Here is a 13,175-nt window from a genome sequence, read left to right on the forward strand (position 1 = left end):
TCGCAAGGTCTTCTTATGGAGATTGTACTTGTGGGCGACTTCCACCAGAGTGCCCCCACCTGTTTTCAACTCCTCCAAAATCGCCAATTTCTCCGCGCCACTATACTCATTCTTCTTAGCCAAAAGAAATACTCCCCTCCAAGTAGTAGGTTTGTTTTTTAAACCTGTCTACTTAAAGGGGAGCATATCACCATGGAGGGTAGGCTTTTTCCAGTGACAAACCGTTGTTCGTATGGAATGATAGACAATGGACCGGGGAAGAAACTTTTTTCGATCGTATCCGTCTATAAGATGGGGGAAGAGAGAAAACAGGAGGTAAGAAATGGCAAAAAAAGCCAAGAAAAAAGTCAGAAAGAAAAACAAATTGCTGTTGATTGCCGTATCGTTTATCATCTTCCTGCTCTTGAGTGTGGTCGGGGGATACTTCTCTCTCCTTTACGCTGGAGAGCGGATGATTGCGGAAAATGAACAGAAACTGTTGGATTTGAAAGTCGAACCGACTGTCATATACGACAAGCACGGTGTAGAAATCGGGAGACTGATCCGTGAGAAGAACCGTGAATACAAACCAATCAGCGAAATGCCGGAAATTCTGATCAAAGCTTTCCTTGCCGTGGAGGATAAACGCTTCTATGAACACAAGGGCGTTGACATGGTACGGATTGGCGGCGCGATCATCAACGATATCAAGAAGCGTTCGCTGGCTGAGGGCGGCAGCACGATTACCCAGCAGCTGGCGCGCAATGTGTTTTTGAACCTGGATCAAACCTTTTGGCGCAAAACAAAAGAGATGAGCATCGCGATTGGCTTGGAGCGCAGATTCTCCAAGGATCAGATTTTGGAAATGTACCTGAACCGCGTCTATCTGGGTGAAGGACAGTTCGGGGTCGAGGATGCATCCAAGTTTTACTTTGACATGCCGGTCGATGATCCCGAATTTTCGATCGCGGAAGCAGCCATGCTGGCAGCGATTCCGAAATCGCCGACGTACTATTCGCCATTCAATTATCCGGATCGTGCCAAAGAGCGCCGTGATACCGTGATTCGTTTGATGGCGGAGCAGGGCATCATTACAGAAGAGCAAAAGATTCAAGCGCAAGCTGAGCCCCTGCCAGAAGAGAAAGAGCATAAGAAACCGAGCTCGGGTGTGAAAAAAGAGTACAGGGCATTCTTTGATTATATGTTGAATGAAGCCGAGACCAAATACGACGTCAAAGAGGAAGAACTGTACCGGGGCGGCTGGATGGTCTATACGACCTTCGATTCCAAAATGCAGGATGCCATGTCTGAACAATACAGCAATCCGAAAAACTTCCCGAAAGACGGGGCTACACGCCAGGTGGAATCTGCCATGATCGTGCTGGATTCCAAAGACGGCGGAATCGCAGCGATGGTCGGAGGACGCAAATACGCGGCAAAAGGGTTCAACTACGCGACCCAGATGCAGCGCCAACCAGGCTCTGCCTTCAAGCCGTTGGCTGTCTTTGCCCCTGCGATCGACTTGAACAGCAAGTGGAACCGAAATTCGTCCTTGAGCAACAAAAAGCAAAGCTTCAATGGCTATGAGCCGCGCAACTACAACAATAAATACAGTGATTCGGTAAGCATGAACCGCGCCTTGATCGACTCCCTCAATGTGCCTGCCGTCTGGCTGTTGAATGAGATCGGGGTAGGGAATAGCTTGAAGTATCTCGAGAAATTCGGGATTGAGCTTACTCCTGAGGACCGGAATCTGGCCATCGCATTGGGCGGTCTCAACAAGGGGACCTCGCCTTTGCGCATGGCCCAGGCATACACGGCTTTCGCCAATGGCGGCATCGTCTCAGAGCCTTTTGCCATCAGCAAGCTGGAAAACAAAGCGCTGGGCGTATCGCTTGTCCATGAAGCCAAGCAGACTGCGGCTCTGAAGCCAGAGTCGGCTTGGGAAGTGCATCGCATGCTGGAGCGGGCCGTTCAGGAAGGGACCGGGAAAGCAGCCCGCATCTCCGGACGTCATGTAGCGGGGAAAACAGGGACCACACAGTCCATCGCTGGCGGCAGCAACGTCAACAAGGACGCCTGGTTCGTCGGCTACACGCCTGAATACGTCGCCGCGGTCTGGATGGGCTTTGATCCCGAGGACAAACAGCATTTGATGACACAAGGCAGCAGCATGACGGCCAGCATGTTTTCCAAGGTGTTGGGAGAAGGGTTAAAAGGTGTGAAGGCAAGCGAGTTTGTTCCGCCTGCCGGGATGCGGGAGACGGAGGAGAAAGAGGAAGTAAAAGATCTCCCGATTCAATTGGCGGCAGTCCTGACGCTGGATAACAACAACCCGGTCGTGGTGCTTAGCTGGATCGGCGGTTTGCCGGAATACACGTACGATGTCTATCGTGTCAAGGCGAATGGAGAACGGATTCCGATCGCGTCTAATCTGGCGGATACCAAATACGTTGATGTTCTCGATGGATCAACCATTTACCAATATGTGGTCGTTCCGCGAACACCTGATGGAGAAGAAAGAACGCCTTCCCCTATCGTGGATGTTGACACCAAGACGTTGGAGAATTTGTTCGAAGGCGGGGAGCAGCATCACCAGGACGGTAGCGAGTATCCGATCGAAGGCGACGATTCCTGGGATTCGGGCGACTCCAATGGCGGTACAGATGAACCTTGGCCTCCAGGCAACTCGGGAAATGGAGGCAATTCTGGGAATCCAGGCAATCAGGGGAACCACGGGAATTCCGGAAATGCAGGCAACTCCGGAAACTCCGGAAACTCCGGAAACTCTGGGGATTCCGGGAACTCGGGTGAAGGCATCCCTGTGATCCCGCCAGATTTGGGAATTCCGAATTCCGGTTCAACTGGTTCGGGCATTGAGCTCCCTCCTCCGCCAGATGAAGAGTCGGGTGACACACACGGCTGATCGACAGAATAGATAAAGATACGAACAGTTTCACCTATTTGCACAACTTTCTTCGCGTGGTACAATACCTATAAATCGGGAGACAGGAGGGAAAGTCTATGTCTGACTTCGCAAAAACAGATTTACCCCCATTTTTTATCGAGCAATTACGCCGTGCCAAGGTGAATTTTGAGCGAGCTCTCGACTGTAAACACACCGATTTTGATGACCTTTACCCATACATGAACGAGCAACCCCAGTTTTTCTGGTATAAGAGGTATGTGGCTTGGTCGGAATTGCTGACTGTGGTGCGGTTGGCCCAAGAACTCGGGATTGAGTGGAAGGCTGACTTTACAGAACAGCAGGTACAGTTCATCGAAGGCAAGGTTTTGCAGGGCAAGGTACTCGACTACTGGAATCCGGAAGCGGAGCAAGAAGAGAAGATTGGCCAGCTAGAGGAAGAAAAATAGTCAGGTTGAGCGCGTCTCCAGCAGGGGGCGCGCTTTTTTGGATAAACATGGAGTAAACTGGAAAAATGGCCGAATGAAGGTGTGGATGCATGAAGCTAATCGAATTGAAACTGACAAACAGCAAAGTCATGATGATTCAATTTTCTCCTAATACAGCAGATCCCGAGGAGCATGCGCATGGCACCGACTTTCAGTTGAGTATCCCGCTGGCCGGCTCTCCGTATATCCGCTATCAGCAGGAGACGCGCAGGCTGGAAGAAAATCTGTGGTGCATCACGGCTCCTGGCGAGAAGCACTACCATTTTGCCAACGACCGACCGGCGAAGGTGCTGTTGATCAACCTGGAGCATTCTTTTTTGCAGCAGGTATTGGTGGAGCATTTGGAACAGAAGGCAATGCAGGTCGAGTTTATGCCGTGGATGGGAGGGCCGGCAGAGGCTCTACGCAAAGGGGCGTTGAGCCTGATGCAGCTTGCCCTGGAAGGAGATGGCGATCAAGCGCCGTTGCTGGAGCTGGAATACGAACTGGCTTCGCTGCTGTTTGCGCTGGGAAAAGGGAGCCATACAGAAGGCTGGCAGCAGCGCACGCCGCGTTTGGAGCATCCGACTCTGCAAAGAGTGCTTCGCCGCATCCATGACGACCTGTCGCTTGATCTGCGTCTGGACGTCCTGTCAAAAGAAGCAGGCATTAGCAAGTACTATCTCATCCGCTTGTTCAAGGAGTACCTCGGGCAGACCCCCAGCGCTTACATTGCGGAAGTCAGGCTTTCCAAAGCGAAGCAAAAACTGATCGAAACCAAAGCTGACATCACGCAGATTGCTTATGACGTCGGTTTCGGCAGTCTGAATACCTTCGAGCGCTTGTTTAAGCAAAAGCATCACATGAGCCCAAGCGAGTTTCGCAGGATGCAGTAAACCACCGACACTTGTTGAAAGAAAGCAAACCCAGTGACCGCGGCTGACTTTCCGTGGTTTTTTGCTGTAAAAATTGCTCTGTTTATTTGGCAATTTTTGCGCCGTACCATCACCGCTCCCCATGTAAAGTGGGGAAAGAATGCATCAGAAAGAAAAGGTGATCGTATGGCTCGTTTTCATCCTGTCGTGTGGAGTTTGCTTGCAGGGACCTTTTTATCCAGAGTGGCGACGTATATGACCATGCCGTTTTTGGCGATCTATCTATACAAGAGTAAAGGGATGGATGCGGACTGGATCGGAGCAGTGATTGGCATCAGCTTTTTGGTCGGAGTGGCCAGCAGCTTTTGGGGAGGAATGATCTCGGATCGCTATGGACGCTATCCCGTGATGATCCTGGCCTTGCTTGGCTGGGCGCTTACCTTCCTGGGCTTTGCTTATGCCGAATCACCCTTCGCTTTTTTTCTCATCAGCGCACTAAACGGATTTTTCCGCAATATTTTTGAGCCGGTCTCGAAGGCGCTGCTGTCCGATATGACCAGCATAGAAGAGCAGGCCACCGTATTTCATGCACGTTACCTGGCGATCAATGCGGGTGCCGCGCTGGGACCGATCGCAGGTGTATATCTAGGCAGCGCGCAGACGGCGGCCCCGTTTTTCCTGACTGCCGGCACCTACGGCTTCTACCTGCTGATCATCCTTTTGCTGCAAGCAAGGTGGCCGCAAGCGTCGGTGAGGCAAAAAGAAGCGCCGGATGAGACTGCCATTACGGTCAAACAGGCACTGTCAGTCGTGATTTCCGATCAGGTGTTTTGCGCGTTTCTCATCGGGATGATGTTTTTGACAGCAGCATATGCACAGATGGAGTCGACTCTCGTACAATACATGGGGAGTGCTCCCGGATTTACTGATGGTGTCCGGCTGTTCTCATATCTGGTGACTGCGAATACTGTCGCTGTCCTGCTGTTGCAGGTTCCGGTCTTGCGCCTGGCGAGACGCTTCCCCGCGATGAAGTCGCTGCAGCTCGGGACGGTCCTGTTCGCGCTTGGTTTGTTCGGTTTTGGCCTGTTCAAATCGCTTGTGCCGCTTCTGTTCTGCATGGTACTGTTTACAGTAGGCGAGATTCTCTGTTTTGTCATGTCGGAGGTCTTTATTCAGGAGCTGGCGCCTGAGCATGCCAAAGGCACGTACTTCGGGGCGAGCGGTATTCCCTTTCTCGGACAAAGCATCGGACCTTGGTTCGGGGGGTATTTGCTCAAGCTGCTGGGATTTGCCGAGGGGCATCTGGTCTTTGGTGTTCTGGCAGGGATGACGCTGCTCGCCATCCCGCTGTTTAACGTGGCCCAGAGCCGACTAGCCAGGCATACGAGGATCGCACGGCAGGAGAACAGAAGCAAGAAAACGAAAAAACGTGTGAAGGATACGATAGACGAGGTGTTTGGAAAGTGAGCAAATTTACCAAGGATTATGTCATCACGATGAAGGATATTGTCCGCGAAGGGGCCAAGATTCTGCGCAAAGTGACGGAAGAAGTGAGCATTCCTCCTGCGGCAGAGGATGTAGAAGAACTGCAATGCATGCTGCAGTATCTGAAAAACAGTCAAGACCCCGAGCTTTCCCAGCGATATCGCCTGCGCCCCGGCGTGGGGCTGTCGGCCAATCAGATCGGGCTGGATAAGCGCATGTTTGCCGCGTATTTCCCGGACGAGACGGGGGAGTCGCAGGCGTACATGCTCATCAATCCGAAGATCATCAGCCATTCCGTCGGGATGGTCTATCTGTCGGAGGGGGAAGGCTGCCTTTCCGTCGACCGGGCTGTCAAAGGCTATGTTCCCCGCTATCAGCGGATCAAGGTGAGGGCCTACAATCCGGCAGGCGAAGAGGTCGTCCTGTCATTCAAGGGATACGGGGCGATCGTGATGCAGCATGAAATCGATCATTTGAACGGGATCATGTTCTACGATCACATCAATAAAAAGCATCCGTATCTCCTGCCGGCCGGTGTTCCCATCGAGGCCTTGTAAAACAAGGAAGTATCCAAAAAGCGCGCTCCTCCTTCTCAGAGGGCGCGCTTTCCTGTTTGTGGAACGTAACTTTTGGTGTTCATAAACGTCCTGACTAGCAGACCTTAATGCAGCCATTTGTACACCACATGCGGCGTCTCTTCCTCGGGTCCTGCAGCCAGAACGAAGGGGGCGGGATTGCTCCATTCCACGCTGGAAGGCATGGCGGAGATGACGACCTCTGTCCCCAGCGAGACGAAGCTGTACAGTTCCTCGACGTCGGCATTGTGCAGCCGTACACAGCCGAGAGACGAGTTTTGACCGATACTGGCCGGGTCGTTTGTACCGTGGATGGCATAGCCCTCCGGCATGAAGACGAGGCCACGTGTGCCGTAAATATTGTCGTGACCGCGGGGCTTGTTGATTTTTTGCAGGATCGTATGGAGCCCGTTTGGCGTTGCCTGGTTTTTGCCAATTCCGATCGGATGACTGCGAATCACGTGGGAACCGCTTCGCAACTCCACTCTGTGGCTCGCCTGGAAAAGATGCAGCTGCATCGGTTCAAGCGGTACGACAGGCTCCGGATATCCGGGCAAGGGCAGGACTTCCGGCAAGCTGTCCCAAGCAAGGGCAGGGTCCCATTTTTCTGGATGGTACGCATAAGATGTCATCCCCCATTCGGCGGGCGGGAGCGGAATTTGCGGCAGACTGTTGCCGGGATACGCTCCGGCGAGATCTTCCAGACGGGCTGGCAAAGCTCCTTTTTGCTGATAATGGCGGTAAAGGGCGTTGCGCAAGGTGATGATATGCTGATAGACCATCTGCTCTCGGGTGAATGCTTCTCTCGCCTGGCTCAATGCGTTCTCCGTCTGGTAGCTTGCGGGCTGGGCAAACCATTGCTCCGACAGGACCATGCGTGAAGACGGATGATACTTGACAATTCCAAGGACTTCCTTGGGTTGATAAAACAAAAGCGGTGTAAACAACGGCAAGCCAAAAGCCTCAGGCACGATCATGACCGTGTAGGGCTGTTCAAGAGCCGGTCGTCGCCCCAACAAATAACGTCTGACCTGACTTTTCATTTCCTCGACGGATAGCGAAGGCGGTACGGCAATGACCTCCACATGGGGCTTGTCCATGGTGGCGGGGGCCATCGACTCGGATGCAGCCTGTGCAGGTGCAACAGCCGGAAGCGGATCTGTCAGCAAACCTGGCGAAAAAACAAACTGCAGGTAGAAAAACAATAGAGAGCCAAGCAGAAGGCGGGAGCGTCTCCTCCAGGCTTCCTTCTGCCGTTCGCGCAGCAGGTTCTGGAAGGCTTGTCTCGCTTCTTCTTGGAACGGACCTGGTCGGGTGTGCAAGGCTTGCCTGTGTGCGGCGAGCGCCAAGTCTCGTTCCCCGCGTGCTTCATGCTCCCGTCCCAGGTGATACCAGCCGATGGCTTCCTGCGGGTACTGCTCGGTGAACCAGCGGTAAAAGGCGAGATCGCTCTGCTGCGGATACCGCATGTGAAACGAACTTTTTTCCTGGAGAAAGGAAAGCTTTTCCATGTAAACTCCTCCCTATTGGGTGTATCGGAAAAGTCAGCAAAAAATTTTACGTGAACTTGTCACAAAACCTGATTCGGCGGTTTCTATAAAATGAACGAGGCGAAAGGAGGAAAGGAAGTGGGTGTGCAGGCCAAACTGGCGATTCAATCCATGAGAGGAAAGCAGGATGCGGACAACTTTCAAGAGCTGTTTACGGCCTATTATCCGTTTGTCGTCCGGCAAATCGTACGGATCGTCAAAGACCAGCAGACTGCGGAGGATTTGGCTCAGGAAGTCTTCCTCACCTTTTACCGTACGGATCGAACCGTAATCGAGCATATTCCCGCCTGGCTGTCCAAAGCTTCGATATACGCAGCGTACAACTATCTGCGATCGGAAAAGAGAAGAAATGCGCGAGAGGAGCAGGTGGAAGCCGAGCGGACACATACCGCGCCGTCGTCGGAAGAGATATGGCTGGAGCAGGATGAGATCGGGCAAGTGCGCGACGTGTTGTCCGCACTGGATGAACGGGAGCGCACACTGCTGGTCATGAAATACTCCGGCTTTCCCTATACGGAGCTGGCGAGAGCAACAGGTGTCGAAGTAGGGTCAGTGGGCAAGCTGCTCTCTCGCGCCAAGCTGAAATTCCGCAGTATCTACAAACAGATGAGGGGGGAAGCTGAATGAAATGCGTGGCTGAAGGTTTGCTTCAAATGTACCTGGACGGAGAATGCGGGTATGAGGAGTTTCAAAACATCTCCCAGCATTTGGAAAACTGTGTCATCTGTCAAGCACGTTTTACCGAACTATCCGAACTGGAGAATTGGACCAGGGAGAAGGTAGAGAGGTCGTTTCTCTCCTCGCCCCATGAAGTGAAGGTAGATACGGAGGCAGCATGGCAACGTTTTTCCCAACAGATCAATCAGCAGAACATCGGCAAGCAGGATGCGGAAATAGGAGCCGCTCCTGCCAGCAGCCCGATGAATAAAAGGAGTTGGAGTCATATGAACAAGCGAACCAAACAGTGGATCACAGGTGTATCGACAGCAGCGGCAGTCGCCGTAGCGCTGTCTATCCCGCAGGTGCAAGTGGCGGCCAAGGATCTCTTGTCTATTTTTCGCGTAGACAAGGTAGCATTCGTCAAAGTGACCGCGGAGGATTTGCAGCACGCGGAAATGTGGCTGTCCTCCGGAAAGGCCGGGGAATTGGAGTTAAATGGAATCGGGAAAATCAGCATCGATGATTCGGATCAGAACGGCGATGGCTCGGTCTGGTATGAGTCGAAGGAAGAGGCGGAGAAGGCAGGCGTCCAGCTTCCTGAGCTCCCGAGCGACGTCAGCTTCAATGGGGTGGATGTGCATGCTGCGCATCGCGTCCAATTTGAAATCGATACGGAAAAAGCGAATCGCCTGCTCGAGCAAGTCGGCATGGACAAACGCTTCGACGACCAACTGAATGGCAAGCCATTCTCGCTGCAAATACCGCAAACCATGAACCTGTACCTGAAGTCGGGAGATGCCGATTTTACCTACAATGTAGTGGAGGGATTGAAGCTGCAAGCTCCTGAAGGGGTAGATCTTGCTGAACTTCGCGATACGGTGCTGGCCCTGCCGTTTATTCCGGAGAACGTCAAAAAACAGATGGTCAATCTGGATGACTGGCAGCACACCTTGCCACTGCCTTACATCGAGGACAAGGACAGCCAGGTGAAAAACGTAAACGTCAATGGCGAAGAGGGCTTGCTGATCGAATCGCCCCATCGCTCTTACCTGATCTGGCAGCATAATGGCTCAATTCACATGCTGGACGGCGCGGAAGACAAAGCCGAGCAACTGATGTCCTTCGCAAAAAAAGTCAAATAATGGCTGTCAAATTGGCAGAGCTTACCGGGCGAGGTGGGCTCTGCTTTTGCCCGTTTATTTTGTCTGAGAGTCTGGGAGGGTACTATGTCTGACAATGTCATCGAAACGATAGGTTTATCCAAGCAATACGACGGCAAAGGCGGCTGCAAGCAGATCACGCTGCAAGTTCCGCGCGGCTCTGTATTTGGCTTTTTGGGGCAAAATGGCGCTGGGAAGAGCACCTTTGTCCGCACGATGCTGGGCTTGCTGCACCCGACGGCGGGGAGTGCGACGATGCTCGGCTACCCCATTGGAAGCGTGGATTCACGCCGAAAAGTCGGTTATTTGCCTGAGCTGTTCCGTTATCCGGACTGGCTTACCGGCAGGCAATTGCTCAAGCATCACGGGGAGATCTGCGGCTTGTCCAAAAGCCAGCGGGACCGGGTAATTGGCGAGGTTGTCGAGGTTGTCGGTCTGGGCGGGCGGGTCGACGAACGGATTCGCGGCTATTCCAAAGGGATGCAGCAACGAATTGGTTTGGCCTGCGCCCTGCTGAGTGACCCGGAGCTGATTTTTTTGGATGAACCGACATCTGCGCTTGATCCGATCGGCAGAAAAGAAGTGCGGGAGCTGATTGCGCGCCTGCGTGATCAGGGAAAAACGATTTTTCTCAACAGTCATCTGCTGAGCGAGATGGAAAGCGTCTGTGATTATGTCGGCATCATTCACCGAAGTGAGCTGGTCGCTTCCGGAGAGTGGCGCAAGCTAAGCGCAGTAAAGCCCCAGGTGGAGATCACCATCGAGCAGGCGACAGCGGATTGGCATGCCCATTTGCCGTTTGTAACGGATCAGCGCTTGCTGAAGGAACGGGAAGGGCAAGCGACTTGGCTCGTGACGCTGGATCAGGAGGGACGGGTGCCTGTTCTTTTGCAGGAGCTGGTGGCAAGTGGGGCTGCCGTTCACGAGGTCGTTCGCAAGCAACAATCGTTGGAGGAAGTGTTCTTGTACTGGGTCCAGCAGAAGGAGAGGGAAACGCATGTGGCCAATCATTAAAATCACATACCGGGAGATGATCTCCAAACGGATATTTACCATCACCGTCTTGATGTCACTGGCGTTCCTGCTCTTATTCGGCGTCGCGACCTGGTTCGCCGCGCGCGAGGTCAGGGAAACAATGGGCGCGGCCTCTGGCGATGCGATGATGATGAAAGGGTTTTTCTCGACGCAATTGCTGGGAATGGGGTTGTATTTTGGCTCGATTATCGCCGCGTTACTGGCGATTCTGAGCAGTGTGGGGAGCATCGCTTCGGAAATCGAGAGCCATCAGATCGATACGTGGCTTGCGCGCGCGATGCCACGCAGACAATATATGCTCGGTAAATTCCTGGGACTGGCCAGCATGCTGATTCTCTATACAGCGATGCTCTATCTGGGACTGATCGCCATCAATCAATGGGTCGGAGGCGGTGAGATGGCCGTGCAGCTGCGTGCAACGCAGGTCATGACAGGGCTGGGCTACTTTCTTCTCCTGCCGGTCATCCTGGTTTGCGTATCCCTGCTGATGAGCAGCATGACGACGACCGTCACCGGCGGCATTTTCCTGATCATTCTTTATGGCATCAGCTTTATCGGCGGTTTCGTCGAACAATTGGGCTCCTTGATACACCAAGAGTCCCTCGTTCAGATCGGCATTGTCTCCAGCCTGATCTTTCCGACCGATTCCTTGTTTCGGCTGAGCATGCTCTCCTTGTTTGAGGCGGTGGACAATCCCTTGTCTTTTGCTTCCCAAGGGATTTTCGGCACTTCTTCTCCGCCAAGCGCCGCAATGCTATACTACACCCTTGGGTACGGACTTGTCGCATTGCTGATCGCGATCCGGATTTTTCAGCGAAGAGATGTATGAATGGAAGACATAAAAAAAAGAACGGCCATTAGGGTTAAGACGTTCTCTTTTGAATTGAATTCGCAACACGAAGTGGGTGCGGAATCGCAATGGTTCCCGTACCCTATTTTTTATACCTGCTCAACGAATCGGATTAACAATAAAGTGTTTGACGTAAAGGATATAATTGTGAAATAAGAGAGAGCATTTCAAAGGAAATGAAAACCTGTTAGAAGTTTGCGTTTGTCAAAATTCAATAGTAGTCTTTTTTTAACGAGGCAGGTTAGTAAAAAAAATTAAAACAGGGTGTGCAATATGAAAAAAGGATTCTTGGTTTGTATTACGATCATGTTGATGCTGTCATCGGCTTGTGAAAATGTTCAAACAGCATCAACTACAAAAACTTCAAATACTTCGAATAATAGCGTAGAAAATACAACGGTTCCCAAAGGTGCAGATACTTCGCAAACAAATTCTACCAGTGAGCATGAATCTGAAACTGATGAGTCCATTATTCCAAAGAGTACCGCTGAATACTGTGATGGGGTATGGACAAATTTGGATGATGAAACGGAAAAGTCTTTCTATGGAACTTGGAAAGTTGAGAAACTTTTGGGGTTTGCAAATTCATACAATGATGCTTCTGAATATCCAACAGGGCAAAAAATAATTGGTGATGAATTTATAATCAAAAAAGACTTCTTTTCATCAAAAGGACTTAAAAACTATCATGATTATCAACACGAACTGAAGAACCCATTATATAGGCTTGATTTTATATGCGATAACTCAGACTCTTTTTATCGTTTATTTCAAACAGATCCCGATCCTTTAAATATAAATAATAATGATACAGTAAAATACATAGTAATAAATGACTCTTCTACACAACTTGGCATACCTCTAAGTTTTTTTATTGTTAATAATGATAGGCTTATCTTGTTATTAGAGGCAACATCTTTTGAACTTAAAAAAGTCACTGATTAAATGAAGTATTGAGGTTATGTAATAAAAAAGATGATGTTGAAACATAGAGAAAAAGCATGACCTATTCTACATGTGAATGGTCATGCTTTTTCTCTTGTTCATTCAAAAGAGAACGTCTTACGTTAGGGTTGCTGTTCTCTTTCTTTTTCACGCAAGAGCTGGATCAGGGCGTCCAGCTTTTCATTTCGTTGTTGGTCATGGAGCGTTTTTTGTTTCATGAAACGAATGACTTGCACGATCAGGTAGATGATGAGGGCGTAGAAGGCCAGCATCAGCAAAAGCGGAATAAAAGAAGCAAAAGCAAATCCAAGGTCCATCAACTATGTTCCTCCAAGTCCTACTGACATTCCAATATTATACCATTTTTCCAGATAAGGAGGAAGAAAGGCGCTGCCCTTGCTTATCCTTATACATCTCACAATCAGCCCTCTTCATAATTTCTTCGATGGACAAGTCGGTGTCTTTTTCGCATTGATAGAGCCCTCGGCTTACGGATAACGTGTAAGGCTTGCCGCTGCTGCTGTTTTTCTCTGCGAACGCTTGCTGGATGGATTCCCAGATCGATGAGACCTGCTGCCAATCCTTTTGAAAGAAAAGAATAATAAATTCATCTCCGCCGTAACGGAAAAAGAGATCTTTGTCATGCAATTGTAACTGCTAAACTAAAT

At 51.0% G+C, this 13,175-nt stretch carries 13 protein-coding genes; 10 read left to right on the plus strand and 3 right to left on the minus strand.

What is annotated here, in order from left to right; all coding sequences use genetic code 11:
* Positions 1–322: 322 nt before the first annotated feature.
* The 5 genes from EDM58_RS17990 to def all read left to right on the plus strand — a co-directional run bounded on the left by EDM58_RS17990 (position 323) and on the right by def (position 6,289).
* Complete coding sequence (locus EDM58_RS17990; RefSeq protein WP_122914547.1) at positions 323–2,905, plus strand: transglycosylase domain-containing protein; 2,583 nt, start codon at positions 323–325, stop codon at positions 2,903–2,905.
* Positions 2,906–3,003: 98 nt separating this feature from the next.
* Entirely contained in the window at positions 3,004–3,354 is a 351-nt protein-coding gene (locus EDM58_RS17995; RefSeq protein WP_023557859.1) for a hypothetical protein, read from the plus strand.
* Between the two features lie 89 nt (positions 3,355–3,443).
* Positions 3,444–4,268 carry a helix-turn-helix transcriptional regulator gene (locus tag EDM58_RS18000; RefSeq protein ID WP_122914548.1) on the plus strand — a complete coding sequence of 275 codons (825 nt, stop codon included), beginning with the start codon at positions 3,444–3,446 and terminating at the stop codon, positions 4,266–4,268.
* 165 nt (positions 4,269–4,433) lie between these two features.
* Entirely contained in the window at positions 4,434–5,714 is a 1,281-nt protein-coding gene (locus EDM58_RS18005) for an MFS transporter (RefSeq protein ID WP_183187551.1), read from the plus strand.
* Positions 5,711–6,289, plus strand: coding sequence for a peptide deformylase (gene def / locus EDM58_RS18010; RefSeq protein WP_122914550.1), 579 nt, complete (start codon positions 5,711–5,713; stop codon positions 6,287–6,289). Before EDM58_RS18005 ends, def begins: the two co-directional genes overlap by 4 nt.
* 104 nt (positions 6,290–6,393) lie before the next feature.
* Here def and EDM58_RS18015 read toward each other — a convergent pair whose 3' ends face one another.
* Complete coding sequence (locus EDM58_RS18015; protein ID WP_122914551.1) at positions 6,394–7,818, minus strand: L,D-transpeptidase; 1,425 nt, start codon at positions 7,816–7,818, stop codon at positions 6,394–6,396.
* A gap of 117 nt (positions 7,819–7,935) precedes the next feature.
* On the opposite strand from EDM58_RS18015, the gene EDM58_RS18020 reads away from it, so the two are divergent.
* From EDM58_RS18020 to EDM58_RS18040, 5 genes are all read left to right on the plus strand, one after another.
* Entirely contained in the window at positions 7,936–8,484 is a 549-nt protein-coding gene (locus EDM58_RS18020) for an RNA polymerase sigma factor SigX (RefSeq protein ID WP_023557854.1), read from the plus strand.
* The gene (locus tag EDM58_RS18025) at positions 8,481–9,659 is read left to right on the plus strand and encodes a DUF4367 domain-containing protein (RefSeq protein ID WP_122914552.1); all 1,179 of its coding nucleotides are present in this window, start codon (positions 8,481–8,483) and stop codon (positions 9,657–9,659) included. The genes EDM58_RS18020 and EDM58_RS18025 overlap by 4 nt, the downstream gene beginning before the upstream one ends.
* 84 nt (positions 9,660–9,743) lie before the next feature.
* On the plus strand, positions 9,744–10,691 hold the full coding sequence (locus tag EDM58_RS18030) for an ABC transporter ATP-binding protein (protein WP_122914553.1): 948 nt from the start codon (positions 9,744–9,746) through the stop codon (positions 10,689–10,691).
* Positions 10,675–11,541: an ABC transporter permease subunit gene (locus EDM58_RS18035; RefSeq protein WP_122914554.1), complete on the plus strand. Its 867-nt coding sequence runs from the start codon at positions 10,675–10,677 to the stop codon at positions 11,539–11,541. The genes EDM58_RS18030 and EDM58_RS18035 overlap by 17 nt, the downstream gene beginning before the upstream one ends.
* A 294-nt stretch (positions 11,542–11,835) precedes the next feature.
* Entirely contained in the window at positions 11,836–12,507 is a 672-nt protein-coding gene (locus EDM58_RS18040) for a hypothetical protein (protein WP_122914555.1), read from the plus strand.
* 122 nt (positions 12,508–12,629) lie between these two features.
* Here EDM58_RS18040 and EDM58_RS18045 read toward each other — a convergent pair whose 3' ends face one another.
* A complete protein-coding gene (locus tag EDM58_RS18045) occupies positions 12,630–12,824 on the minus strand; it encodes a hypothetical protein (RefSeq protein ID WP_023557848.1) in 195 nt (64 codons plus the stop codon).
* A gap of 37 nt (positions 12,825–12,861) precedes the next feature.
* The gene (locus EDM58_RS18050) at positions 12,862–13,155 is read right to left on the minus strand and encodes a diguanylate cyclase (protein ID WP_246000848.1); all 294 of its coding nucleotides are present in this window, start codon (positions 13,153–13,155) and stop codon (positions 12,862–12,864) included.
* Between the last annotated feature and the right edge of the window lie 20 nt (positions 13,156–13,175).

It is taken from the genome of Brevibacillus panacihumi (assembly GCF_003710985.1).
GTDB classification, from domain to species: Bacteria; Bacillota; Bacilli; order Brevibacillales; family Brevibacillaceae; genus Brevibacillus; species Brevibacillus panacihumi.